Origin of the sequence: Paenibacillus sp. RC21, assembly GCF_044907935.1 — a bacterium.
GTDB classification, from domain to species: Bacteria; Bacillota; Bacilli; order Paenibacillales; family Paenibacillaceae; genus Paenibacillus; species Paenibacillus terrae_A.
On sequence record NZ_JBIYCS010000002.1, the window covers coordinates 702,916 to 728,863 of the forward strand.

The window sequence follows — 25,948 nt, forward strand, 5'->3', positions numbered from 1 at the left end:
ATCTCTATGGCCTATTCAGGCTTTTTTTAGTTATTATAGGGCTGCTTGCAGTCCATTCTCCAGCACACGGACCAATTGGCCTTCACTTTCATTAACGCCCGCCTTCGTCAACTTCACGCGGCACACCTTGCCAACCAGATCCTTAGTACCTTCAAACACCAGTTGAATGTAATTGTCACTGTAACCGTGAAGCATGCCGCTATCTTCGGTCCCTTTCGGCGCAACTTCCGGAATGACCTCCAGCACCTGACCGACAAACTTTTCTGCATAAGCCAACTGCATTTGCTCTGACAGTTCAATCAGCTCATGCACACGTGCATTTTTCACGTCCTCATCCACCTGATCCTCCATACGCGCCGCAGGCGTACCGCTGCGTTTGGAATAAGGGAACACATGCATTTCCGAGAAGCCAATTTTTTTCATCAGCTCATAACCGTTGCGGAACATTTCGTCCGTTTCCCCAGGAAAGCCAACAATAACGTCTGTCGTAATCGCCACATCCGGCATCGCCTTGCGAATCATAAGCATTTTATTGTAAAACTCTTCTGTTGTGTATTTGCGGCGCATCCGTTTCAGCACGGTGTCATCTCCCGCCTGAAGCGGAATGTGAAAATGACGTACCAGCTTGGTGGAACGGTTCAGCACATCAAGCATTTTTTCATCAATCTGGCTGGCTTCAATGGAGCTGATACGGATACGCTCCAGCCCTTCTACCTTCTCCAGATCCCACAGCAGATCGGACAGATCATAATTGTCCATGTCGTCACCATAACCACCTGTATGAATGCCTGTGAGCACAATTTCTTTATAACCCGCATGTACCAGTTGACGCGCCTGAGTCATAATGCTCGCGGCATCGCGGCTGCGGGACAAACCACGCGACCACGGAATGATGCAGAAGGTACAAAAGTTGTTGCAGCCATCCTGAATTTTCAAAAACGCACGTGTGTGGTTAGCAAAATCAGGCACATCCATTTCCTCGAACACGCGCGTTTTCATAATGTTGCGCACAGCGTTCACAGGTTGACGCGACTCTTGAATCTCCTGAACAAACGGAATAATTTTGTCCCGATCCTGTGTACCAATAACGAGATCGACACCGGGAATATCCATAATTTCGGCAGGAGAAGTCTGGGCGTAACAGCCCGTCACTGCCACAATAGCATCTGGGTTCCGACGAATCGCACGGCGAATGATCTGACGACTCTTTTTATCGCCGGTATTCGTAACGGTGCACGTATTAATAAGGTAGACGTCAGCTGTCTGCTCATCAAAATCTACCTGCTCATAGCCTTCATTTTTGAACAGCTGCCAAATCGCTTCTGTATCATAAAAGTTTACCTTACAACCCAATGTGTAAAATGCCACTGACGGCATATTAAACCCCTCCCATTTCTCCTGACTCATATAAAATGCAAGCCAATGCAGTCATACCTGCGGTTTCCGCACGCAAAATGCGTCTTCCCAGCCCCGTAGACTGCGCCCCGGCCTGCTCGGCCTCCAGGCTCTCCGCTTCGCTGAATCCACCTTCCGGACCCACTATCAGCAGAACACGCAGCTTGTCCATCGACGTCCATTGTCCTGCCAAAGGCTGAATCACGTCCCGTAGCTGCCGCCCCTGCTCTTTTTCATAACAATAGCATATCAAATCATACTGCGAAAAAGAAGCCAGCAGCTCTTTCCACGTCATCGGCGCACTTATTTCCGGAATCCGGTTACGGTGGCTTTGCTCAGCCGCTTCCTTTACAATCTTGCGCCATCGCTCCAGCCGTTTGCCTTCCTTTTTGGCATCATACTGCACGACCGTACGCTCGGACAAAAACGGGACAAACCCCGCTGCCCCGATTTCTGTACATTTTTGCATAACGGTCTCCATCTTGTCTCCCTTGGGAAGACTTTGGGCAATGGTGACCTGCACATGCGGTTCGGAGGTCATCTCCAGCGGCTCGACTATCGTCGCCGTTACACGATCTTGTTCTATCGTATCCAGCGCAGCCAGCGCTTCCTTTGATACCCCGTCACTGACTATAATTTTGTCACCACTACGACCGCGCATGACCTTGGCAATATGTCGCGCATCCTCACCCGCCACGATCACATGGTCTTCCAGAAACTGCTCTGCCGGAATAAAATAACGCTGCATTGTCTCTCACACCTATTCTGAAAATAACTGTTATCCATTGGCTTTCTGTACAATATCCGAATAAATCACCAAGCACCATCATATCATCTTTTGCGCCCGCATGACCAGTATGTTGCTGCTTCAATTGTTATACTACCTTCCATACCCGCAAAAAAAGGAGCCGTTAGGCTCCGAATAATCCGATGATGTAAAAAGCAAACTGCAAAAACTGCACATAAATCGTCTGGGAAAGCACGTACAGCGGCTCAATCGTCACCGCCCTCACCTGCGGGATAACAAGGATCAACAGAAAAATAAAGATAGACCACTGCTCAAAATACTGAAGTTTGCGGCGCAGAGGTGTAGGGGCCACATCCTCCACAATCCGGTAACCATCCAGCGGTGGCAGCGGAATTAGATTAAAAATAAACAAAAACAGATTCAAACTAATCAGTGAATTGATAAACAAGTTGATGGCCTGAGCCACCCGCTGATTCTCGATATTCGGCAGCACCTGAAAATGAAGCAGCACCGCATAAATCAGGGTAGCCACAAAGGCAAGCAGCAAATTGCTCAGTGGTCCAGCAGCAGACACGACAATCCCCATAGAACGTGGGCGACTGAAATTGTCACGGTTGACCGGAACCGGTTTGGCCCAGCCAAAACCCCCGATCAGCAGTAGCAACGTACCCATCAGATCAATATGCACTGCCGGATTTAAAGTCACGCGTCCCAGCAGCTTGGCTGTAGGGTCACCGAATTTATTGGCATAATACGCATGTGCAAACTCATGTACCGTAAAAGATATGATCAGAGCCAGCAAGTAAAATGGAAGAACCTCTAACTTCACACGAAAAATATTTTGTAAAAAATCCATGGTTACCTCTTTCTCGCCACAAACGCCAGCCAATCCTCATCCCGGCACGTTTCGGCAATGTCGAAGCCCGCCGCCTTCAATGCGTTTTCGACAACCCCTTCTTTGTTCTTCCAAATCCCTGAAGCGATATAAATACCACCTGGCTCCAGAGCCTTGTACACATCATCAATAAACAGCAAAATAATTTCGGCCAAAATATTAGCGACCACCAGCTTGACTGGCAGTTGGATACCCAGCGTCGGATCGCTCGCATTCAGCACGGACAGCAGATCGCTCTCTTTAATGGTAATGCGATCCTCCAACCCATTCAGATGGGTATTTTCCCGCGCACTAGATACCGCTACGGGATCAAGGTCCAGAGCCAGTACATGCTTCGCTCCCAGTTGCACGGCTCCAATCGCCAAAATGCCGGAGCCTGTGCCCACATCAATGACTTCTTCTCCACCCTTGATCACAGATTCCAACGCTCTCAGACAAAGTGATGTTGTGGGATGCGTTCCGGTGCCAAAGGCCATGCCGGGGTCCAGCTCAATGATTTTTTCATCTTCACTGGCAGGCTCATAGGCTTCCCAAGTCGGTTTGATCGTTAGACGATCCGACACACGCAAAGGCTTGAAAAATTGCTTCCAGGCATTCGCCCAGTCATCCTCATTGACCGTTTTCAGCTCATACCGAACCTCGCCAGGGTCAATATCGAATGTTCTCAATTCTTCGACGCGTGGCTCAATTTGCGAACGGATGCCGTCCATCTCAACTTCTTCGGCAAAATAACCCTTGATGGTCGCTTGTCCTTCAGGAATGTCATTCAAGGGCCGATCATACCACTGTCCATAGGACGTATCGCGTGGTTTGTTCAGCGAACCGGATTCTTCAATGGAAACCCCTCCCGCACCTGCTTCGTGCAGAAAATTCGAAATCATTTCGACGGCTTCTTCGGTTGTATGTATTGTAATTTCATGCCACAACATGGTTTTCATTTCCTCCTCATTTCACATGCATACTCTATATTGTACTATATACATGCATAGGAGTTCAAAAAAGCTAGTATCATCGAAGTGCAAAATGTTTTGTAGAACTTGTGCATGTTGCCCACTCTTTTAGTCCAAGCCTCCTTAACTCTAGTACATACAATATAGTATATTCAAAGAAGGAGTGACTTATAATGGCCAAAACCGTTTTGGATTATAATGCTGCTGTCATCACACCTATTACCAATGGGATTAGTCTTCCGGTTCCTATTTCTCCAGCCGGACTAGGGATTGCTACTGCTTCCGTATTTATTGATCCGACTATTCCTGGAGCTGTTAACAATCGGGTAGAATTAAAGGCATCCATAGGCTTGCGTTTTGTTGGTGCGGGCAACATTAGAACACTTGTACGTATATGGAGAGCCGGCAAGGAAATTTATTACGGACTGCAGACTAATCTGTTTGACGACAACATTATCATTAATGTCGAAACGGTAGATGTTGCACCTCTGGGCGTGCAAAACTATCAACTGATTATTGAAAATCAAACGCCTGCGACTACTGCTTTCGTCTCCGGTCCCCTTGTTTTTAGCGCAACAGCCTATAGCGGATAATTAAATAGACAAGAGGATGAAACACAAATAAGACGGGCAATCCCACAAATCATATTTAATGATAGGGATGACCCGTCTTATTGAATTCTACTCGCTGTCGTTTATGATGCGCTCCTGACGACGATCAGCTACTTCACCGCGCCGGATCGCTTCCAAATCCTGAGCATCTGCCTGCTCTGCCGAGAACTCAACATCCTCATTTTTAGCAGATTGTGCACGCTTGATTTTCTCGGTTTTGGTCAGCACTTTATCGAACCGTTTGTTTGTGGGCATCTGTCACAGCTCCTTCCAACGTTTTCACAGCATACCACCCGCTTGTTCCACAATAGACATCGCCTGATGATGAATGGATTCATCCACCACAGCGGTTAACAATATATCGCGGCCTGTCGGCCCACCTTGCCCGCCGTCACTCATTCCGCTGGCAGATGGATCAGCCGCAGCCAGTATCGCTGGAGTTGCATCCGTAAACTCCACTCCCTGCGTCAGTGAGGACAAGCTGCTAATTTGTCCCGCAAATACAGGTAATCCGACGTTGCCCGTAGACTGTCGGGGATAGCGGCTAAATCGGTCTATAGATACATCTGCTGCCCGGAGAGCTTCCAGCTTTCTAGCTGCTCCTTGTGCTTCCTCGGGGCTTTTGAAATACGCCAATATATTTTTTTCACTCATCCCCAAAACTCCCTGTGTGGTATTGAGCGCAACTCCTGTTCAAAAACATAGACAGTTGCGCTTTGCTATATCCTGCTCATTGGCACGGATTTATATTCCCCACGAAGGCTGAACGGAACAAACAACACCGAGTTTAGTATGCTGAAACGGTTGGAAAGTAGCTTGTGAAGATTATAACTTTTGCGGGTGCAAAGCAGCGGCAGGAGCTTTACCTGCCTTGGCTACTCCTGTCTCCCACGCAGCGCGAACTACAGCATCCCGAACCTTAGAGACTACCTGCGGATTAAACACATTGGGTATGATATAAGTTTCACTTAGCTCTTCAGGGCTGATCGCATCAGCAATGGCAAGTCCGGCAGCCAGCTTCATTTCTTCATTAATCGTCGTGGCATGGCAATCCAGTGCGCCCCGGAAAATTCCCGGAAAGCACAGTACATTGTTAATCTGATTAGGATAATCAGAGCGGCCCGTAGCCAGAACGCGTACATAAGGCGCTGCTAAAGCCGGATCAATCTCCGGCTTCGGATTCGCCATAGCGAAGACAACGGGATCAACAGCCATGCTCTGAATATCCTTCACACTCAGTAAATCCGGGCCTGACAGACCGATGAACACATCGGCCCCCACAATCACCTCAGATAAACTGCCACTCAAATTGTACGGATTGGTCATGCTCGCATACTCCGTCCAATGTGGATTGCTATATTCCACGCCACGATGAATGGCTCCCTGCCGATCAACGCCAATCAGATTGCGTACACCCGCCTTGAGCAACATCCGAGAGCAAGCCGTACCCGCCGCACCGATACCTGCAAATACGACTTTGACATCCTCTATTTTTTTACCACATACCTTCAATGCATTCACCAGACCTGCTAACACGACGACGGCCGTACCATGCTGATCATCATGAAATACCGGAATGTCCAGCTCCTCTTTTAATCGTCTCTCAATCTCAAAGCAGCGCGGTGAAGAGATATCCTCCAAATTAATACCACCAAAGGCAGGAGCAATCATTTTGACAATTTGAACAATTTCGTCAGGATCCTTCGTATTAAGGCAGATTGGAAATGCATCTACGCCTGCAAATTGTTTGAACAGAACCGCCTTACCTTCCATCACAGGCATAGCCGCCTCTGGTCCGATATCTCCCAATCCTAGCACCGCTGTTCCATCCGATACGACCGCCACTGTATTTTTTTTGATCGTTAATTGATAGGCTTTGGCTGGGTCATTCGCAATTTCCATACAGATTTCAGCTACGCCGGGGGTATAAATCTTGGATAGCTCCTCCATGCTTGCAATCGGCTGCTTCGGTTGGGTCTCCATTTTACCGCCCTCATGTAATTGTCTGATCTCTTCTGTCAAGCTACTCATGCTTCTCTCCATCCTTTCATGTCTGTATATTTTTTCTGTACATTTGTTATAGATATCAGGCTTTTGTATAGACTCATCAGCTCCATAAATTGAGTAACAAGGTTGCTAAAATGACTGTGGCTGCCCCGCCAATGCGTGTTGCTATTTGCGCAAAAGGCATTAGCTCCATACGATTCGATGCAGACAGGATCGCTACATCCCCCGTACCGCCCAATCCGCCACGACAACTGGTCACCAACGCAGCTTCCACCGGGTACATGTTAATCCATTTTCCTGTGAAGTATCCAGCAACAATCAATGCAACCACAACGGATGCGCAGGTTATGGCATAAGGAATCGTAAGAATTCCAATCACACTATCCAAAGGCACATACAAAATACCCAATCCCACCATCAACGGCCATGTCAAGCTTGCCGCAATACATTTGTACAAATGAAAAGCTCCCTGCTCTATCTGGGCCGGCATCGCTTGAATACACTTCATTAAGGCCGCAGCCAGAATCATCAGAATCGGGCCAGGAATATGAAGATACGGCTCCAGCAGTTTACCTACAATAAAGAAAGTACAGGCTAGCAGCAGCCCCCCACCCATCAATGGAAACGAGACAGGTTGTTCCAGACTCACCGAAGATAACTTTTCCCCTTTTTTATCAAGTTTCAACAACTTCCCGTTACCAGAAGTATGAGGATTTTTCTCCGCCATTTTTTTCAAAATACCCGCACCTATGATGGCAACAATATTGCCAATGATTGCGGCCGGGATAAACTGGGATACGAATACCGCTGAATCCTTGCCCAGCACCAATCCATATGAAATGGACAATGGTAGAATCCCTTCTCCAATCCCGCCGGAGATAATCGGAATAATGATGTAAAAAAACGTATGATAGGCGCTGTAGCCAAAAGCCATACCCACCACCATACCTACTGCTACGGCTGCAATGGAGCCTATTATAATGGGGGCAAAAATTTTGACAATTCCGTTCATCAGCATCTTCCGATCCATGCCCAGAATACTTCCGGTGACCAGACAAGCGATATAAAAATAAAGAAAATTCGAGGTTTTCATCAGCGTGTGTACAGCACCCATCGCAGATGGAGGAAACATGTTCCAAAATACCATCAACGATGGAACCATGAGTGACAGAATGGCCGGACCGCCAATATGCTTGAGCAGCGGAAGTTTCGCCCCCAGATCACTGAGCAATATGCCTAAAATCATAATGACAGCAAATCCGCCCAGCAGATCGTTCGGAAGTCTCTGTGTAATCGCAGCTGCGTATACAATCAACGCAATCACGACGTAAAGCGGAAGCGGAATAACCCCCACTTTTATCCTGCCCAGCATCCTGATGCCGTCTGCAGGATTTTTACGCCATTTTTGCCACTTTTGAATGACCGGCTGGTTTGTAGCATTTTCCATAAAGCTCCCTCCTTGTAGTGAAGAATGATGACCATGCTTCCATTCTACACTTCGGAAAACGCTTTATTTGGTTTTTAAACTAATCATTCACTTTTGTAATTAAAGTAATCAAAAAGAGGGCTTAAATATAACCGCTCATAATTTCCTCCGCCTGCGGTAAAATTCGATACTGATAAACAGGCCGTCCAATGGTGCCGTATATGGTTTCCATGGCAAGTGCCTCAATTTCCGTCAAAAAAGCAAGATACTTGCGCATAGATACTCTGGATATCCCTGCACTCTCCGCAATATCCTCGGTGGAAAATAACATCGCTTCATGCTGCCGGATACAGTTCCATATCATGGCCAGCGTGGATTTGGTTACTCCTTTGGGTAGCCGGGCCAGCTCTTTGGTCGAGCTTTTATGATAAAGCAGCCGATCCAACTCCTCCTGCGAAAGCAAGCTGCGCTCACGCACGATACTGACGTGCTCCCGATAACCCGTGAGCGCCTCCAGAAAACGGTTAAAGTGAAACGGCTTAATCAAATAATCCACCGCGCCGAAATTCATCGCTTTTTTGATATTGTTCATATCGCTTGCAGCCGAAATCACGATGACATCCACATTCACTCCTGTCTCACGAATAAAAGCCAGCAAATCAAGTCCATTGCTTTCCTGCATATACACATCCAGCAAAATCAGATCAATCGCTTGTTCTTCCAGAAATTCCTTGGCATCTTCCACGGAAGCAGCCCAGCCTCCACATCGAAAGCCCTCTACCTGCTCCGTATATTTGCGGTTAAACTCGGCAACCATCGGATCATCTTCTACAATTAAGACATTAATCATGTTCATCATTCCCCATTATGGTGTATGGAATCTTAATCTGAAAACAGCACCCTTGCTCAGCCGGAATCAGCTTTATGGTTCCTTTTAATCTTTTCACACTTTGCGTTACCAGATAAAGCCCCATTCCCCGTGACTCTCCCTTGGTCGAAAATCCCTTTTCAAATATCGCCTCTACGAGAGGTTCCGGTACACCAGGTCCGTTATCACTTACTACACATGTCAGACAGCCGTTCTTCTGATTTTCCTCATAATAAAGCGTCAAGGTAATCTGCTTGTGCTCCAGAGATTCCATCGCTTCCACGGCATTATCAAACAGATTCCCCAGTATGGTTATCAGTTCATGAATCGTTTGAGTTCGACCGGTTTCAGGCAAATAGCTGCCCGGAGTCAATTCGAAGCTCACACCAACCTCTCTGGCCCGGCTTAATTTCCCCAAAACAAAGCCCGCCATCACCGGGTCCCTAATCTGCCGGGTAATCGAGCCAATCTCCACTTGATGATGCTCAACGGCATCCAAGATGTAATGCTCCAGTTTATCGTACATTCGTAAGTGTACCATCCCCATAATGACATGCAGCTTGTTCATAAATTCGTGAGCCTGTGCACGCAGCGCCTCCGTATACAGGGACACTCCTGTCAAACGTTCGGCAAGCTGGTTTACCTCCGTTTTATCCCGAAAAGTTACAATTGCTCCCACAATTCCCCCTTTGACCCGTATCGGAACACTGGTGGTAAGCAAGGTTATTCCCCCCAGCTCCATGTCCTCATCCATTCGTGGAGTGCCTGCCGCCAAAACCTCTTGTAATCGAAAAGCGGACAAATAAGCGTTAATCTCCTGCCCTGAGGACGAGATATCCTCAATTCCCGCTTGTCTGAGCAGACGAATCGCTTCCGCATTCATTAACATAACACGTCCGGATTCATCCACCGCAATGACGCCTTCCTTAATGGACTGCAGCATAGCGTTGCGTTCCTCCAGCAAGCGTGCGATTTCCGGTGGCTCCAGACCAAACAGCATATTTTTGATTTTACGGGCCAGCACAACAGCCCCTCCGGCACCAATTAACATTCCGACGCCAATGGCGATAGCAATAAGGCGGTAATTGCCTCCCTGAGCCCTCAGTACATCTTGCATGGATATACCGACGACGATCGCTCCCAACTGCTTCCCCGTCGAGCTGAATACGGGAGAAAAAGCGCGCATGGACAGGCCCAATGTTCCCTTCGCAACAGATACACTCTCATGACCATGAAGTGCAGTGTATTCATCTCCACCAGCAAAGGCTTTGCCGATCATCCTGGGATCCGGGTGTGTTTTGCGAATACCCTTCATGTCCATAACTACGATAAACTGAACATGATTAGCAGATGAAACCTTCTGCACATACTTCTGCATGGAGGAAGACGAATCAGACTGCTGCAAATGCTCAATAATAAGCGGCGTATGGGAAAGTGTACGTGCGATGGACATCGCTTTTTCCTCCAGTCCCATTTCGGTTTCATGCTCAACTCTCTCGGCAAATAACAAAGTTACAGGCAGGAGCACCAGTGCCATAACCAGACAAACCAGCAGCGTAATCAGCCCTCTGAGCTTGAATAGCGGTTTACCCCGACGCAGCTTAGGCTGTGACTTTTTGATAGAACTCACCCTTTCACCCTTCATGTTAAATCTAAATAGTCCAATATGCTTATACAAAAATGGTTATGTATGTGTTTACGTGAATTTGCATAGTTATAATCTTATACAGCTTCCTTCCACTCTTTCGTATAATAAAAAAGGGAACTACTCCGCAATTGCGGAACAGTTCCCTCCGATTCATGGTTGATGCTCCGCGAGTCTATCCTGGCTTAGTCGCCTCGGAAGGCGCGCTTCACACGGTCAAAAAAGGATTGCTCATTCTCATGTGTCTGCTCACCGCTAAGCGAAGAGAACTGACGCAGCAATTCCTTCTGTTCCTCACTCAGCTTGCTAGGCGTTACCACAACCACCTTAATGTGCTGGTCACCCTGACCTACGCCACGAAGTTTTGGTACACCCTTGCCTTTAAGACGGAAGTATGTTCCTGTTTGTGTACCAGCTGGAACTTTCAGCTTCACTTTCTCGGTCAGCGTCGGAATTTCGACTTCATCTCCCAACGCTGCCTGCGAAAACGTCAGCGGAATTTCACAGTAAATGTCGTCTCCCTCACGCTCAAAGAAGTCATGCGACTTCACACGGAAAACGACATACAGATCACCTGCCGGTCCTCCGTTGACACCGCCTTCGCCTTCACCATTGATACGCATTTGCGCGCCGTCATCCACACCCGCCGGAATGCGGATATGAATTTTACGCTGCTTGCGCACACGACCAGAACCGCTACAAGTGGTGCATTTCTCTTTGATGATTTTTCCAGTACCACCACAGTTAGAGCAGGCCCGACGATTAACCATCCGGCCAAACGGTGTATTCTGCACCACCTCTTCTTGTCCGCTACCGTGGCAGACGGAACAGGTTTGTGGTTGAGTACCCTTTTTGGCTCCGGTACCATGACACGTATCACACGTTTCCGTGCGCTCAATGTTAATGTCGGTTTCCTTGCCGAATACGGCTTCCTTGAATTCGATCGTCATTGTATATTGAAGATCATTACCACGCTGCGGTGCATTCGGGTCACGTCGACCATTGCCGCCACCGCCAAAAAACATATCAAAAATATCGCCAAATCCGCCACCAAAGTCGGCTCCACCACCGAAGCCGCCTCCCATGCCCTGATTCGGGTCTACATGACCGTATTGATCATATCTTGCCCGCTTCTGACCATCACTGAGAACGTCATAAGCCTCTTTCACTTCTTTAAATTTGGTTTCCGCGTCCGCAGCCTTGTTCACGTCCGGATGATACTGACGCGCCAGCTTACGGTAAGCCTTTTTAACATCTTCATCCGAAGCGCCCTTCGCGACGCCCAGCACCTCATAATAATCGCGCTTATCAGCCAATGTTCCACCCCCATGCCTACAACGTGTCTGCACTACATATAAAAGGAAAGTCAAAGGCACGGGATGACCCGGCTTTGACCTTCCCATCATTTCAAGGCAGTACAATCCGTAATATGCTTATTTATTCTGAAAATAACTGATACCCTTCGGCTAATCGTTATTTATCAAGGCAGCTACGCTGCTTCTTTTCATTCAGTATATTATAACGCACCGGTGTACCGTAATGCTACTACCACTACCCGATCCGTAGCTTAGTCTTTCTTCTTGTCTTCGTCAACAACTTCATAGTCCGCGTCAACCACATTATCGCGGCCTTTGCTGTCTGCTGCGCCGTCTTGAGCTTGTTGAGCCTGTGCTTCTTGAGCAGCTTGCTCATACAGCTTCACGGACAACTGCTGAACGATCTCAGTCAGCTCTTCAGTAGCCTTTTTGATGTCTTCCAGGTTGTCAGTTTCCAGCGTTTTTTGCAGATTTTCTTTAGCTGCATTCGCTTTTTCGACTTCGCCTGCATCCGCTTTTTCGCCCAGATCTTTAATCGTTTTGTCTACGGAGTAAATCAGTTGGTCCGCAGAATTTTTCGCTTCTACCAGATCTTTGCGTTTTTTATCTTCTTCCGCATGCAACTCAGCGTCTTTCATCATACGTTCTACTTCCTCGTCGCTCAAGCCGCTGGAGGATGTGATCGTAATTTTTTGGCTCTTGCCTGTACCTTTATCTGTAGCGGATACGTTCACGATACCGTTGGCATCCAGATCAAAAGTAACTTCGATTTGCGGTACACCGCGTGGTGCTGGAGGAATATCTCCCAGTTGGAAACGGCCCAGCGTTTTGTTGCCTGCTGCCATTTCACGTTCACCTTGCAATACGTGGATTTCCACGCTAGGCTGGTTGTCGGCATACGTCGAGAACACCTGCGATTTGCTCGTAGGGATCGTCGTGTTACGCTCGATCATTTTAGTGAATACGCCACCTGCGGTTTCAATACCGAGGGACAATGGAGTTACGTCGAGGAGAACGACGTCTTTCACATCACCTGTCAATACGCCTGCTTGAACTGCGGCACCCAAAGCTACCACTTCATCAGGGTTTACACCTTTATGAGGCTCTTTGCCTGTCAGTTTCTTAATGGCTTCCTGTACAGCCGGAATACGTGTGGAACCGCCGACCAGAACGATTTTATCGATGTCGCTGGCACTCATGCCTGAATCTTTCATCGCTTGACGAGTAGGTCCCAAAGTACGTTCTACCAGACCTTCAGACAATTCCTCAAATTTCGCACGAGTCAGGTTCAACTCCAAATGCTGTGGAACGCCGTCAGCTACCGTAATGAACGGCAGGGAAATCGTCGTTGTCAGTACGCCGGAAAGCTCTTTTTTCGCTTTTTCCGCTGCATCTTTCAAACGTTGTACAGCTGCTTTATCTTTGCTCAGGTCGATGCCTTGATCTTTTTTGAACTCAGTTACGAGGTAATCAATAATCACTTGGTCGAAGTCATCGCCGCCCAGCTTGTTGTCGCCGCTTGTCGCTTTAACTTCGAAGAAACCGTCGCCCAGTTCCAGAATGGATACGTCAAATGTACCGCCACCCAGGTCATAAACAAGAATTGTTTGGTCTTCGGATTTTTCCATACCGTATGCCAGTGCAGCTGCTGTTGGCTCGTTGACAATACGCAGCACTTCCAGACCCGCGATTTTACCTGCATCCTTGGTTGCTTGACGTTGGCTGTCATTGAAGTAAGCTGGAACCGTGATAACGGCTTGAGTTACCGTTTGTCCTAGGTAAGCTTCAGCATCGGATTTCAGCTTTTGCAAAATCATAGCAGAAATTTCTTGTGCGGAGTATTCCTTGCCGTCAATGCTTTCTTTATAGTTTGTACCCATGTGACGCTTGATGGACATAATTGTACGATCCGGGTTCGTGATCGCTTGGCGTTTTGCTGTTTCACCTACAGTACGTTCTCCATCCTTTTTGAAACCAACAACCGAAGGGGTTGTGCGTGCGCCTTCCGGATTTGGAATTACAACGGCTTCGCCGCCCTCCATAACAGCCACACAAGAGTTGGTTGTACCTAAGTCAATACCGATTACTTTACTCATCAGACAATTCCTCCTTCTGTATATACGAGGCCCTCAGGCCGAAATTAGTTAAAGCCAATGATGTGTTGCTAATGTATATTAAAAAAGCTACATGCTCACTTTTACCATAGCCGGACGAAGCACCTTGTCCTTCAGCATGTATCCTTTTTGCACCTCTTCAACGACGATGCCTTCCTCATGCTCTTCGCTTTCCACCTGCATAATCGCCTGATGGAAATCAGGGTTAAACGGTTGACCCACCGCATTCATGGCCGTTACTCCCTCAGCCTGAAGCACGCTCTCAAACTGACGGAAGATCATCTCCACACCTTTTGTGAATGACTCAGCCTCTCCTTGCGGTGCTGTTGCCAGCGCACGCTCGAAGTTATCCAGAACAGGTACCAATTCGGTAACCAGCTTCATAGATGCATATTTGGCAAGGTCCTCTTTCTCTTTCAGCGTACGACGACGAAAATTATCGAAATCCGCCTGTGCGCGTAAAAACCGCTGTTGGTGCTCTTCCGCCTCCACGCGAAGCTTAGCCAGCTCTGTATCACTCTCTTGGGCTTCCAGTGCTGCCGCTTCGTTCACCGGCTCTTCCTGCTGGCTCGTCTCAGTGGCTTCCTCTGTGCTTACATTTTGTTGTTTTTCTTCTTGGAACGCTTGTTCTTCCTTCAAAATGTTTCACCTCCTTCAAGTCATAACTACCGTTACATTCATATTTGTATTCAAACTTGTTTGCTGCACTTTATTTCAAGTTGCTGTTACTTTGCAAAAACACGCAGCAATGCACCCGCGCAGGATACATACCATATCCCGGCGCGGAACATGTAGAACCGCAACATGTGCAGTCTTATTCTATTTAAACCGCTGCGTAAGCATTGCGGTCAAATCCTTAGACAGGATACCCAAAATATTAATAACTCTCGCATACTCCATCCGTGTGGGACCCAGTATGCCTATTGTGCCCAACGCTTCGCCATCTACCGCATACGTCGCGGTAATCAGACTGCAATTGGCAAATGCTTCATGATCATTTTCTGTGCCGATACGGACTTGAATTTCAGGCGCTCCGGCGACAGGCGTCATCAGCTTAAGCAGCGTCGGTGTTTCCTCCAGCAGATCGAGAATATGTTTGACCTTTTCAACGTCCTTAAATTCAGGCTGATTTAGCATGTTCGTCGCACCGCTCAAATACAAGCGCTGATCCGATTCATTATCCAGTGCTTTATCCAGCACCTTCATAGCGTCCTCAAAATGAGACACATGCTTCTCCATTTCCTGACCAAGTGCGGTGTAAAGACGTGATTTCAACTGATAAATCGGCACGCCGACCAGCTTGCTGTTCAACAAATTCACGACCTTCTCCATCTCGGAAATCGAAATTCCCGGCGGAATATCCACTGTCTTGTTCTCCACCTGACCGGTATTGGTCACGATAATCGCTACAGCCGTCGTTTCGTTGAGTGGCAATAGCTGAAAATGACGCAATGAAGTATGAAAAACCTCCGGCCCAAGCAGGATGGAAGTATAATTGGTCATATGGGACAAAATACCAGATGCATGCTGGATTACTTGCTCCATTGCATTCAGCTTTTCGGCGTAAAAGGCTTTTAGTTCCCGCGTTTCCATAGGCTTCAGCGTATCCAGTGGTACCAAATGGTCCACATAATAGCGGTAGCCTTTATGAGACGGGATGCGTCCCGCAGAAGTATGGGGTTGCTCCAGATAGCCCTGTTCCTCCAAATCCGACATTTCATTACGGATCGTGGCGGGGCTAAATCCGACATCCTGCCTTTTGGATATGCTGCGGGATCCCACTGGCTCAGCCGAACGAATGTAGTCATCAATAATCGCATTCAAAATGAGTCTCTGACGTTCGGTTAACAAGCGAATCCCCCCTTTTGTTTATCCATAATAGCATGATCGTTCAATGGAATCATTAGCACTCGTTCGCGATGAGTGCTAACTGATAATACAAAAATACCAAACCGACCTGATCATTGTCAAGTCAGATCCGTATTTTCAACTATATAAGCTTCTAGACGGTCAAAAGTTTCTTATCGTGCCACTACGCAGTCGGATAGTGCTTCCCATCGCCACCGCCCCCGGATTTCTTGAATAACCTTATAAGGATAGAAATCCGGGGACAAAAGCGACCGCTTCGCTTGTACAGCACCATTCCGCCTACTCCATTTTGATGTTCATTTTTCAAACTAAGCCTATAAAGCTCTAAAATATATCAATTTAAAAGTAATTATCAATATTACTTGCGTTGAAATAACCTAGTTTCAATTTACTAACTATTTGGTCTTCTGTTAAATTATTTATAACAATTTCTCTTTCGAGATTCTCCAACCAACCAATCTTCATTCGTTTCATAAAAATAGTGAACAAAAATTGAAGCAGTATTACAATAATGACCGAAGCTAAACCATCAAAAATTTGTTTCCACAATATATTATTAAAATTGTAATTTATACAAATATAAATGGTGAGTAGAAAAGTTAGTATGACTTTATACGAATTACTAAATAGAAGCCACATTAGAAATATCAACAACTGCTTAAGAAATTTATAGGCCTCCATTTTAGAACTATTTTGTTCGATTTCCATTTTGATAGCTTTTCTATCAAACTTTCTCTTCTTATTTTCTAAGAATATATAAATAGAAGCTTGCACTGCTTCAAGAAGATATCTTACACAGTATATTGTAAAGTATAAGCTGAAGAAAAAATTTACTGAATGAAAAAAAAGAAAATACCCATTAGATAATAAAAATGACGTAACCAAAATAAGCTGGTATCTCCAAAGAATTTTCAATCCTTTTACATCAGTTGATGTAATCGGGGAACTGTATCTCTTTATTTTTACTTGCCTATAAAAATTATTAAAAAAATCAAAAAATGTGGTTGCTATATTTCCGAATACCACATAACCAATTAAAACAGTATGCCAATTTTTTTGCATTGCTATGATGTCTGGATATATCCAATAAGCAAGACCTAAAACGGCCAAAAGTAAAGTCCAATTGGTAATACCACTTGAAATAATTTTTTGCCGCTCTCTTTCTTGTAGTCTGTTAACATAATCAAGCCAGTCTTTTTGTAATTTCATTCTTTCCATTGATGTTAGGCCCTTCACTTAAAATTAGCTACAAAAATAAAGCTTACCTTTTTGACTTCAACGATTGCACCTGTATCACTGAGACGAATCGCTGCAATCTCGATCCGACAAAAAAACGAACTGACCTGATATTCTCAGATCAGTTCAGCATTTTCAACACTGCAATTTCATCACAATTGTTTTGTTTACTACAGTTAATGCAATCAGTCCATACCTTTTCAGGGAAAATCTCTTTGTCTACCACATCAAACCCGTTTTTTATAAAAAAGGAGACCTCGTAGGTCAAAGCCATAATTTTAGGGATACGCTGCCGCCGTGCTTCTATAATAAGGCCCTCTACGAGCTTGGAGCCGATGCCCATACCTTTATGTCCTTCAGAAATACCAAGTGAGCGAATCTCTACCAAATCATCACCCAGTTTGCATAAAGAACCACAACCGACGACTTCGCCGTCCACTTCTGCCACAATAAACAGCTCCAGTTGGCGCATAAGAACTTCCCTTGAACGTGGGAGCATAATTCCCCGCTCCGCATAGCCGCTAATCATTTGGTATAAAGGCTCCACATCCTCAGGAACCGCACTTCTGCACAATACATCTTTACACACTGAAGCCATCTTGCTCTCCTCCTGCCGCTTGCCGCATATAATGAATAAATATACAACATTACGCATAGAATCGCAATACTTCATTTACCCTGCCGTGACAGAATGTGTTATAAAATGAATGTCCCCGCTTATGGTGTGCAAATGTACCGTTTGAAGCTACGACTTATGAATTTACGGTAATGGAACCGATGAACTCCGCAAATACATCATTTCCGAACAAAATACCACGTTCGCTCAGACGATAACCATCTTCGACTGGTTCGATCAATCCCGCATTCAGCATTTTTCCGAGTGGGGCCGTAAACGTATCCTCCAGTGACTGGCCGAATTGAGCCTCAAAGCGGGACTTCGAGACACCTTCCAGCATTCTCAAACCGACCATGAGAAAATCCTCCATCGCTTCGGCCGCTGGCACCTCAAAGCTATCCAGACGCGGCAGTCCGTTACGGGTAGCCTCCACATAAGGATTAATGCCCTTAATGTTCATATGGCGCTCTCTGCCAACATATCCGTGCGCCCCAGCGCCGAGGCCATAATAGTCCTCATTCCGCCAGTAGGTCATATTGTGCTTGCTCCCCAGACCTGGTTTCGCAAAATTGCTGATCTCGTACTGCTCATAGCCCGCCTCTTTCATGCGACGCATCAGGAGCAAATACATTTCCAGTTCGTCGTCCTCATGTGGAAGCGGAAGCTGATTTTTCTGGTACAGCGTGTGGAATAAGGTGTTCTCTTCAACCTTCAAGCTATAGATGGAGTAATGAGGAAGCCCCAGCTCCAGTGCCCGGCTGACGCTTTCATGCAGCATTTCTACGGTCTGATTCGGTAAACCGAACATCAGGTCAATCGACAGATTGTCCAATCCGACCTTACGTGCATTTTCCAGACTACGATAAACGTCATCTGTATTATGAATACGACCAATGCCCGTAAGCAATTCGTTTTGAAAAGCCTGCACGCCGAAGCTGAGCCGGTTCACGCCGCCTTCTTTCATCACGGTGAGTTTTTCAAAATCAGTTGTGCCTGGATTGGCTTCCATGGAAAACTCAATATCTTCCGACCAGTTCGGGAAGTAGGTACGGACGCTTTTCAGGAAATATTCCATTTCCTTCGGATTCAGCGTTGTTGGTGTTCCACCCCCGACAAAAATAGTTTTAATTTCACCTGGCGGGTGAAGGCGAACTGTATGCTCCATCTCACGTTCCAGTGCATACAGGTATTCCATAACAGGCTGATCCTTGAGCACGTATGAGTTGAAGTCACAGTAAAAGCATTTATTCGTGCAAAAAGGTATATGCAGATAAACCGCTTGAGGCGCGGATGAATGTTCATGTTTGTGTATGGATGCGGTCATACCGATCCTCCTTGTTAGGTGTGATGTGGTGAAAAAAAGTGCGCCGAGGTCGAGATCAACCGCTTCGCTGCTGCCCACCGTCAATCGGCCATTTTTTTACTCCGTCTCTGGATAGCTTGCTCAAATAAAGAACGTCCATTCTCCATGCACGGCAAAGGCCACATGAAAGAATGGACGAATACCGCTTGGGAACAAGCGGACCGTAGTATCTTGCGGTGCATCACAGAGTGTGTACCTAAGTTACTACGGGATCATGCTGTTGGTACTTATTCGTATTCAATTCATACTCACGTTCTGTGATGTACCAAATTGAATATGGTGCTGCTTGTATCAAGCAGCTTTACTCATCTATTTTCAGTACCGCCATAAATGCTTCCTGTGGTACTTCTACGTTACCCACTTGCTTCATGCGCTTCTTGCCCTCTTTTTGCTTTTCAAGCAGCTTCCGTTTACGGGAAATATCGCCACCGTAGCATTTGGCCAAGACGTTTTTACGCATAGCCTTAACGGTTTCACGCGCTACAACCTTCGTTCCGACAGATGCCTGGATTGGCACCTCGAACATTTGGCGTGGGATCAGCTCACGCAGCTTCTCGCAAATGATACGTCCGCGATGGTAAGCGCGATCTCTGTGAACGATGAACGACAACGCATCGACCTGTTCGCCATTCAACAGAATATCCATTTTTACCAGATTGGACTGGCGATAGCCTGAAATCTCGTAGTCGAAGGAAGCGTAGCCCTTGGTGCTAGATTTAAGCTGGTCAAAGAAATCGTACACGATTTCGGACAGCGGAATCTGGTACGTAATAGTTACCCGTGTCGTATCCAGATACTCCATGTTCACATACTCACCGCGCTTGGTCTGGCAAAGCTCCATAACCGTACCTACGTAATCATTAGGCACGATAATGCCTGCTCTTACGTAAGGCTCCTCCACATGCTCAATTCGTCCGATTTCCGGGTAATTCGACGGGTTATCGATCTGGATCGTTTCGCCATTCGTCAGCTTAATGCGGTAAATAACGCTCGGCGCTGTCGTAATCAGAGGGATGTTAAATTCGCGTTCAATCCGCTCCTGAATAACGTCCATATGAAGCAGACCGAGGAAACCACAACGGAATCCGAAGCCCAACGCGCTTGATGTTTCCGGCTCAAAGCTGAGCGAAGCATCGTTCAGTTGCAGCTTTTCAAGTGCCTCGCGCAGATCGTTATACTCGGATGTTTCGATCGGATACAGACCGCAATATACCATCGGATTAATTTTCCGATAACCTGGCATCGGTTCTGGCGTTGGATTTTTGGCATCCGTCACCGTATCCCCGACACGCGTATCGCCCACATGCTTGATACCGGCAACGATAAAACCAACATCACCGATATTCAGCTCGTCCACAATGCTCATACGTGGCATGAAGGCTCCTACCTCGATAACCTCAAACGTTTTATCGGTCGCCATCATTTTAATTTTGGAACCAGCCTTGATGCTGCCATCCACGACGCGAACATACACGATAACGCCTTTATATGGATCATAATGCGAATCGAAAATAAGCGCCTTCAGCGGATTATTCGGATTCCCTTGCGGAGCAGGCACGCTTCTGACCACCTGTTCCAAAATTTCCTTGATACCGATTCCAGCTTTGGCCGATGCGTGTACAGTCTCGCTCGTATCCAAGCCGATAACATCCTCGATTTCCTGCTTCACCCGTTCAGGATCGGCACTTGGCAAATCAATTTTGTTAAGCACCGGCAGAATCTCCAAATTGTTGTCCAACGCCAAATATACGTTAGCCAATGTCTGTGCTTCAATGCCCTGTGCCGCGTCTACAACCAGCAAGGCACCTTCGCAGGCCGCCAAGCTTCGGGAAACCTCATACGTAAAATCGACGTGTCCCGGTGTATCAATCAGATTCAAAATGTACTCTTCGCCGTCATCGGCCTTATAAGTGAGTCGCACTGCCTGGAGCTTGATTGTAATCCCGCGCTCCCGTTCCAGGTCCATCTGATCAAGCACTTGCTCCTGCATTTCACGGGATGTGAGTGCACCGGTGTATTCCAAAATCCGGTCAGCCAGCGTGGATTTACCGTGGTCTATATGTGCAATGATACTAAAGTTCCGAATTTTACGTTGTCTTGCCAAAATGTCAGTCATGCCTTACCCCCACACAATGCCTAGTGTCAATCAGCTTATTATAGCAGTTGTATAGGGGGTCAGCAATATTTCTATTCCGTTACTCCGTCAAAAACAGACACAACCCAGCGAATCCCCTGTCTTGACAGGTTTTGCAGCAGCCCGGCCGTTTTGTCCGCCATGGTATCCACCGAGGTTTGTTCTGCCTTGACAGCCAATAGTTCACGCGGTGTCTCCTGGCCCTGCAAATTGGCATCCTGTGCTGTCGAATACCATTGGCGAGTTTCTCCTGTGGCTTGGGTCTCACCTCGTTCTTGTGGATTAGCTTTGTAAGTAGCCGCTCCCGTTCCGGAGTCCATTACGACATTCCCATTTCTGTTATATGTGCGGGTATACGCACGAGCATCGGCTGCGGGTGTGTCTTCAATAACCGTCTGCTCATATCCAACAACGTTCTGCTGTACTTTGCTCTGAACCGAGTCCCCGACCCATTCAGGACCATATACAGAACGCAGTCCGGAGCCTGCCAGTTGCATGCCGAGCAGGACCCCCGCCCCCATCAGAAGTACAAATCCAAGCGCTTTTTTACGAAAATGTCCAGACATTGCATTTCCTCCTTTCCACCGCCTCAATTAATTGCCATCGTTGCTCTTTTTCGCATCGAACACGTTAGTACCCGCTTTCTGTGCTTTCTGATCCTCCCAGTACACCTCACCGATCATATCCGCCAGAACGTCAGAGGTACGTTTCAATTCTTCCTCGGTATTATCAATCCCGCCAATTTCGATCAAAATACTATGGGAGGACAAGCTCTGATTGTACTCACCGTTGTTGCCTTTACCGCCATCCTTTCCCCATATCCCACGGGAAACGCCGTGATACGACTTTTCCAGCTTCTCATGAATACGAGCGGCGAAAGCTTCATTCTTGCGCCAGTTTTTGTTGTCATGGCCGATAATAAAATACACCTTGGCATAAGAAAGTCCGTTTATCGTTGCTGTCGTTTTGCCGTGACGTTGAGAATCTCTGTGGATATCAAGCAGATAGGTTAAGCTTTTATTTCCAGCCAAAGCTTCCTTGACCGTTTCACGCGAATATTTATAGGAATAATTCCAATTGTAATTTTGAACGTTTTTGGCATAGTCCTTGTTCACATGCAAAGTAGATATCCCTTGCTTCTCCAATCTCTTTTTTACAAAATCTCCTACTCTCGACACATTGGCTGATTTAGAGCCAGAATTAGGATTGGAGCTGGTTTTACTGAGCAAAGGGTTATATGCCTCTCTCGGATGAGAATGGTAGATTAATATACGTTTGGCACCTTTGACTGCTGTATCACTCGGATCATCCTCTTGCGCAGGGTCCGTTTCTGGAGTTGTCGGAAGATCTGGCGTTGTAGAGCCATTGTTCGGTGGATTGGTAGAAGCATCCGGGCCGCCGGGAGCATCCGTCGTTCCCTGATCAGGCTGATAATCAGTAGGCGCCTCCACCTTGTTGTTCCCTGAGCCCTTACGCAACAAAACAGGCGTACCCGCAGACATACCAGGAATTTCGCGAGCTATGAGACTTTTGGGGTCCTGTGGATTAATACCTGTGAGCATTTGGAAAACAAAAGGCGACCATTGTTCACCCGACAACGAAGATTGTTGCTTCTTCTGTACCAAATGAGGTACTTCCATGCCGAGCATATCCGCAAAAAAACCGCTGGAAACCGAGCCTGCAAATCCTTTCATCGAAGACACCGGAGACGTTTGCAAACGATTTTCCGCCAGTCCTCCCAGTCCCAATACAACAAATAAAAGCGCCGAGCCCATAATAAGCAGCACAAGCGTATGTCCCATAGCCAAAATTTCAAGGCCCTTTCTTCTCCATCTTCCGACGTTCCAGGTTTGAATTTTTTTCATGTGGGTCTTGTCCTCCTTCGTCCCGTCGAAGCCCGCCTCATATTCAGAACCTATAGGTTCCAGTCAGCAGCGGAAATCTCTTATACTTCAACTCTATGAACGGAGAACAATTGCTAGAACACAAAAAAATCTCCACCCCCAGGTAAATCCCCCCCCTTATTACAAGAGATAGGATGCCTGCTAGATAGAGAATTTTGTGTATGAAATATGCTTTTACTAACCCTCATTAATGTGTATAAGCGGCGACATTGCCGGGATCGACAGCTTCATGCAGGGCGGCGTTCAATCCGGTTGCAATAATATTCGCAATATCTTCTATAAATTCATCAATCTCCTTGGGGGTCACAATCAGATCATGTCCCAGCGGCTGAAGTACCTCTCTCACCAATCCCAGTCTCTCAGGCTCTGAAATATCATCCAGCATCCCCAGTATTGCTTTCGTAGAAGCCTTTTCCTTGGCAAAATGTGTTCTCATCAGCTCAATTACGTTATTCACGATGGTCGAAGCGTAGCATACGGTTGGAACGCCGATGGCAATACACGGGACACCCATAATATCCTTGGTGATGCCACGCCGCTTGTTACCAATACCTGAGCCCGGATGAATCCCGATATCTGCCACCTGGATAGTCGTATTGACGCGCTCCAATGAACGTGACGCCAGAGCGTCAATAGCAATAATCAGTTCTGGCTTCGTTCGATCAACGATACCCTGAACAATTTCGCTCGACTCGATCCCCGTTATGCCAAGAACTCCTGGTGCAATCGCACTCACATCCCGATAACCAGGATTGACTTGATCAGGCGTCAGTTCAAAAAATTGACGAGTCACCATCAAATTTTCAACGACAAGCGGACCTAGTGAATCGGGAGTGACATTCCAGTTGCCCAGACCTACCACAAGTACGCTTGCCTTACTGGAGATCCCTATTTTTTGTATAAATTGCTCCATCTCCTTCGCGAATGCAATGGCTACCCGTTGCTGGAGCCCCGTGTCACCTTCACGTAAGCCGGGCACTTCCAGCGTGACGTAATGCCCCTGTACCCGTCCAATACGGTTAGCACCCTCTTCATTAAGCACATCCAGACGCGTGATTTTAATACCGTTATCTTCCTCCACGTCCTCATTGATGCCCGCCAGCGGCATTGGCTGATCTCGTTCCGCCAACTCTCTTGCCTCCAGCGCCAAATCCGTACGTACCGCATACTTCTGCAAATCCAAATCCATCATTTACGCCTCCTTTTATACCATCTCAGGTTATAGTGTGCGAGACACCCGGCAGGTTTATGCACATCCATTTTCATCCTGTAATCTACCCAAGCCCGGAATGTTTTCTTATTGCAATTTGAGGTGTGGCGTGCTAAAATATTTTAAGTTGTGAAACGTTTGTGTTCATAAGTAATGCCTTTACAGGAGGTGAATGTAATGCCAAACATCAAATCCGCTATCAAACGCGTTAAAACAAACGACAAACGCCGTGCGTTGAACGCTTCTCAAAAATCCGCGCTTCGTACAGCAGTAAAAGCTGCCGATACAGCGTTGGTGAATAACGAAGCTGAAAATGCTACTGCTGCTTTCAAAGTAGCTTCCCAAAAGCTGGACAAGGCTGTAACTAAAGGTCTGATCCACAAAAATGCAGCTGCTCGCAAGAAATCCCGCTTGGCGAAAAAACTTAACGCTCTTACAGCTCAAGCGTAAGCAAGAGCTACTTTTATACGTTAATGAAAAAATCCTGACCAGCCTTGGCTGATCAGGATTTTTTAGTTCACCACGATTGGATTCTGCGTTACACTAGTTAACCTTTCATTAAACCGCTCGGCAAACGGGCCGGATTAGACCGAAGCCCCCGCGCCCATTTTCAGCAAAAACATCTCCAGCCCCAGCACCTTGTCAACAACCCCGGTTTTCATACGGTAATCCAGCTCGCCCAAGTCGTAGAGAAGCTGTCGCAACTGCTCAGGACGGAATCTCCGGGCCTGCTCGCCGGCAACTTTCACCCCATATGGATGCAAACTAAGCTGACTCGCAATTTGCTGCTGGGAATAGCTTTGACCCATCAGCTCCTTGACCTGCAACATAATACGAAACTGTCGTGTGATCAAAGCTGCAATCTTGATCGGCTCCTCTTTTTGCTTAAGCAGCTCATAAAAAATACTGAGCGCCTTATCCAGCCGCAAATTAGCCAAATCCTCGACCATCGCAAACACATTTTGTTCCGTGCTGCGAGGCACAAGTGATTCAATATCGGCTGTGGAGATGGTACCCTGCGCTCCCGCATACAGGCACAGCTTGTCTATCTCGGCAGCCAGTGATTGCAGCCCGGTCCCCGTATATTGAATGAGACTTTCAGCAGCTCCCGCCGCCAATTGGACTTCTCTTTCCGCTGCACGCTTATGAATCCATGCCACCAGATCATCTCCACCCAACGGAGTGAAGGCAATAACCGAGGCGTCACTTTTCAGCCTTTTAACAATCTTTTTCCGTTCATCAAGCTTTTCAGCCTGAACCGTAAAAATGATAATGCTATAGTCAGCCGGGTTATCCATATAAGTCAGCAGCGCTTCAATGTGGTGCTCAATCTTACCGCCGTCCTTGCCTGCCGCAAATACACTGGTGTCCCGTACAATAATCAGCTTTTTTGGCACCAAAAAAGGCGCAGTCTCGGCTTCCTCCACGACTACCTCAATCGGCGTCTCGGTCAGATCGTAGGGAATAATGGCAAAGTCACGATGCTCCTCTTCCACCACTTTTTCCTTAAGCATATCGACAAACTGCTTCATTTGATATTTTTCGCTGCCGTAAAGCAAATACACTGGCGAAATATCGCCTTTGCGAATAGCCTTAGCGGCTGTTTTTGCATCCATTCTCCGTACCCCCCCATCCATTGAT

General features: G+C 46.9%; 24 protein-coding genes. 2 read left to right on the plus strand and 22 right to left on the minus strand.

Annotated elements, in window-relative coordinates; all coding sequences use genetic code 11:
• Positions 1-33: 33 nt before the first annotated feature.
• The 4 genes from mtaB to prmA all read right to left on the minus strand — a co-directional run bounded on the left by mtaB (position 34) and on the right by prmA (position 3,967).
• On the minus strand, positions 34-1,377 hold the full coding sequence (gene mtaB / locus ABIA61_RS08480) for a tRNA (N(6)-L-threonylcarbamoyladenosine(37)-C(2))-methylthiotransferase MtaB (RefSeq protein ID WP_283652546.1): 1,344 nt from the start codon (positions 1,375-1,377) through the stop codon (positions 34-36).
• A gap of 1 nt (position 1,378) precedes the next feature.
• Positions 1,379-2,143: a 16S rRNA (uracil(1498)-N(3))-methyltransferase gene (locus ABIA61_RS08485; protein ID WP_404580561.1), complete on the minus strand. Its 765-nt coding sequence runs from the start codon at positions 2,141-2,143 to the stop codon at positions 1,379-1,381.
• Positions 2,144-2,306: 163 nt separating this feature from the next.
• Entirely contained in the window at positions 2,307-2,999 is a 693-nt protein-coding gene (locus ABIA61_RS08490) for a site-2 protease family protein (protein WP_283652548.1), read from the minus strand.
• 2 nt (positions 3,000-3,001) lie between these two features.
• On the minus strand, positions 3,002-3,967 hold the full coding sequence (gene prmA, locus ABIA61_RS08495; RefSeq protein WP_404580563.1) for a 50S ribosomal protein L11 methyltransferase: 966 nt from the start codon (positions 3,965-3,967) through the stop codon (positions 3,002-3,004).
• 194 nt (positions 3,968-4,161) lie between these two features.
• Here prmA and ABIA61_RS08500 point away from each other — a divergent pair, with 194 nt between their 5' ends.
• Positions 4,162-4,581 carry a hypothetical protein gene (locus tag ABIA61_RS08500; protein WP_283652550.1) on the plus strand — a complete coding sequence of 140 codons (420 nt, stop codon included), beginning with the start codon at positions 4,162-4,164 and terminating at the stop codon, positions 4,579-4,581.
• Between the two features lie 87 nt (positions 4,582-4,668).
• Here the strand turns inward: ABIA61_RS08500 and ABIA61_RS08505 are convergent, their stop codons facing one another.
• From ABIA61_RS08505 to gpr, 17 genes are all read right to left on the minus strand, one after another.
• Positions 4,669-4,854 carry a YfhD family protein gene (locus tag ABIA61_RS08505; RefSeq protein WP_044645104.1) on the minus strand — a complete coding sequence of 62 codons (186 nt, stop codon included), beginning with the start codon at positions 4,852-4,854 and terminating at the stop codon, positions 4,669-4,671.
• 24 nt (positions 4,855-4,878) lie between these two features.
• Positions 4,879-5,253, minus strand: a complete 375-nt coding sequence (locus ABIA61_RS08510; protein ID WP_044645105.1) for a hypothetical protein — start codon at positions 5,251-5,253, stop codon at positions 4,879-4,881.
• Positions 5,254-5,424: 171 nt separating this feature from the next.
• Positions 5,425-6,630: an NAD(P)-dependent malic enzyme gene (locus tag ABIA61_RS08515; protein WP_404580565.1), complete on the minus strand. Its 1,206-nt coding sequence runs from the start codon at positions 6,628-6,630 to the stop codon at positions 5,425-5,427.
• Positions 6,631-6,706: 76 nt separating this feature from the next.
• A complete protein-coding gene (locus ABIA61_RS08520; RefSeq protein ID WP_283652552.1) occupies positions 6,707-8,053 on the minus strand; it encodes a 2-hydroxycarboxylate transporter family protein in 1,347 nt (448 codons plus the stop codon).
• Between the two features lie 121 nt (positions 8,054-8,174).
• Positions 8,175-8,882: a two-component system response regulator DcuR gene (gene dcuR / locus ABIA61_RS08525; RefSeq protein WP_283652553.1), complete on the minus strand. Its 708-nt coding sequence runs from the start codon at positions 8,880-8,882 to the stop codon at positions 8,175-8,177.
• A complete protein-coding gene (gene dcuS / locus ABIA61_RS08530; RefSeq protein WP_283652554.1) occupies positions 8,875-10,530 on the minus strand; it encodes a DcuS/MalK family sensor histidine kinase in 1,656 nt (551 codons plus the stop codon). The genes dcuR and dcuS overlap by 8 nt, the downstream gene beginning before the upstream one ends.
• 200 nt (positions 10,531-10,730) lie before the next feature.
• Positions 10,731-11,861 (minus strand): molecular chaperone DnaJ, encoded by a 1,131-nt coding sequence (dnaJ, locus tag ABIA61_RS08535; protein WP_283652555.1) that lies wholly within the window; start codon positions 11,859-11,861, stop codon positions 10,731-10,733.
• 251 nt (positions 11,862-12,112) lie between these two features.
• Positions 12,113-13,957 carry a molecular chaperone DnaK gene (dnaK, locus tag ABIA61_RS08540; RefSeq protein WP_283652556.1) on the minus strand — a complete coding sequence of 615 codons (1,845 nt, stop codon included), beginning with the start codon at positions 13,955-13,957 and terminating at the stop codon, positions 12,113-12,115.
• Positions 13,958-14,044: 87 nt separating this feature from the next.
• A complete protein-coding gene (gene grpE / locus ABIA61_RS08545; RefSeq protein WP_283652557.1) occupies positions 14,045-14,614 on the minus strand; it encodes a nucleotide exchange factor GrpE in 570 nt (189 codons plus the stop codon).
• Between the two features lie 180 nt (positions 14,615-14,794).
• Complete coding sequence (gene hrcA / locus ABIA61_RS08550) at positions 14,795-15,826, minus strand: heat-inducible transcriptional repressor HrcA (RefSeq protein ID WP_044645111.1); 1,032 nt, start codon at positions 15,824-15,826, stop codon at positions 14,795-14,797.
• Positions 15,827-16,183: 357 nt separating this feature from the next.
• Positions 16,184-17,062 (minus strand): hypothetical protein, encoded by an 879-nt coding sequence (locus tag ABIA61_RS08555; protein WP_283652558.1) that lies wholly within the window; start codon positions 17,060-17,062, stop codon positions 16,184-16,186.
• Positions 17,063-17,201: 139 nt separating this feature from the next.
• Positions 17,202-17,678, minus strand: coding sequence for an N-acetyltransferase (locus tag ABIA61_RS08560; RefSeq protein ID WP_283652559.1), 477 nt, complete (start codon positions 17,676-17,678; stop codon positions 17,202-17,204).
• 154 nt (positions 17,679-17,832) lie between these two features.
• Positions 17,833-19,020 (minus strand): radical SAM family heme chaperone HemW, encoded by a 1,188-nt coding sequence (gene hemW, locus ABIA61_RS08565; protein WP_014282526.1) that lies wholly within the window; start codon positions 19,018-19,020, stop codon positions 17,833-17,835.
• A gap of 340 nt (positions 19,021-19,360) precedes the next feature.
• Positions 19,361-21,175, minus strand: a complete 1,815-nt coding sequence (gene lepA, locus ABIA61_RS08570; RefSeq protein ID WP_283652560.1) for a translation elongation factor 4 — start codon at positions 21,173-21,175, stop codon at positions 19,361-19,363.
• Positions 21,176-21,246: 71 nt separating this feature from the next.
• A complete protein-coding gene (locus ABIA61_RS08575) occupies positions 21,247-21,759 on the minus strand; it encodes a hypothetical protein (protein ID WP_283652561.1) in 513 nt (170 codons plus the stop codon).
• Between the two features lie 27 nt (positions 21,760-21,786).
• Positions 21,787-23,058, minus strand: a complete 1,272-nt coding sequence (locus ABIA61_RS08580; protein ID WP_283652562.1) for a stage II sporulation protein P — start codon at positions 23,056-23,058, stop codon at positions 21,787-21,789.
• A gap of 226 nt (positions 23,059-23,284) precedes the next feature.
• Entirely contained in the window at positions 23,285-24,286 is a 1,002-nt protein-coding gene (gpr, locus tag ABIA61_RS08585; RefSeq protein ID WP_283656298.1) for a GPR endopeptidase, read from the minus strand.
• 198 nt (positions 24,287-24,484) lie between these two features.
• On the opposite strand from gpr, the gene rpsT reads away from it, so the two are divergent.
• The gene (gene rpsT / locus ABIA61_RS08590; RefSeq protein ID WP_044645117.1) at positions 24,485-24,757 is read left to right on the plus strand and encodes a 30S ribosomal protein S20; all 273 of its coding nucleotides are present in this window, start codon (positions 24,485-24,487) and stop codon (positions 24,755-24,757) included.
• 134 nt (positions 24,758-24,891) lie between these two features.
• Here rpsT and holA read toward each other — a convergent pair whose 3' ends face one another.
• On the minus strand, positions 24,892-25,923 hold the full coding sequence (gene holA, locus ABIA61_RS08595; RefSeq protein WP_134913416.1) for a DNA polymerase III subunit delta: 1,032 nt from the start codon (positions 25,921-25,923) through the stop codon (positions 24,892-24,894).
• Positions 25,924-25,948 lie beyond the last annotated feature (25 nt).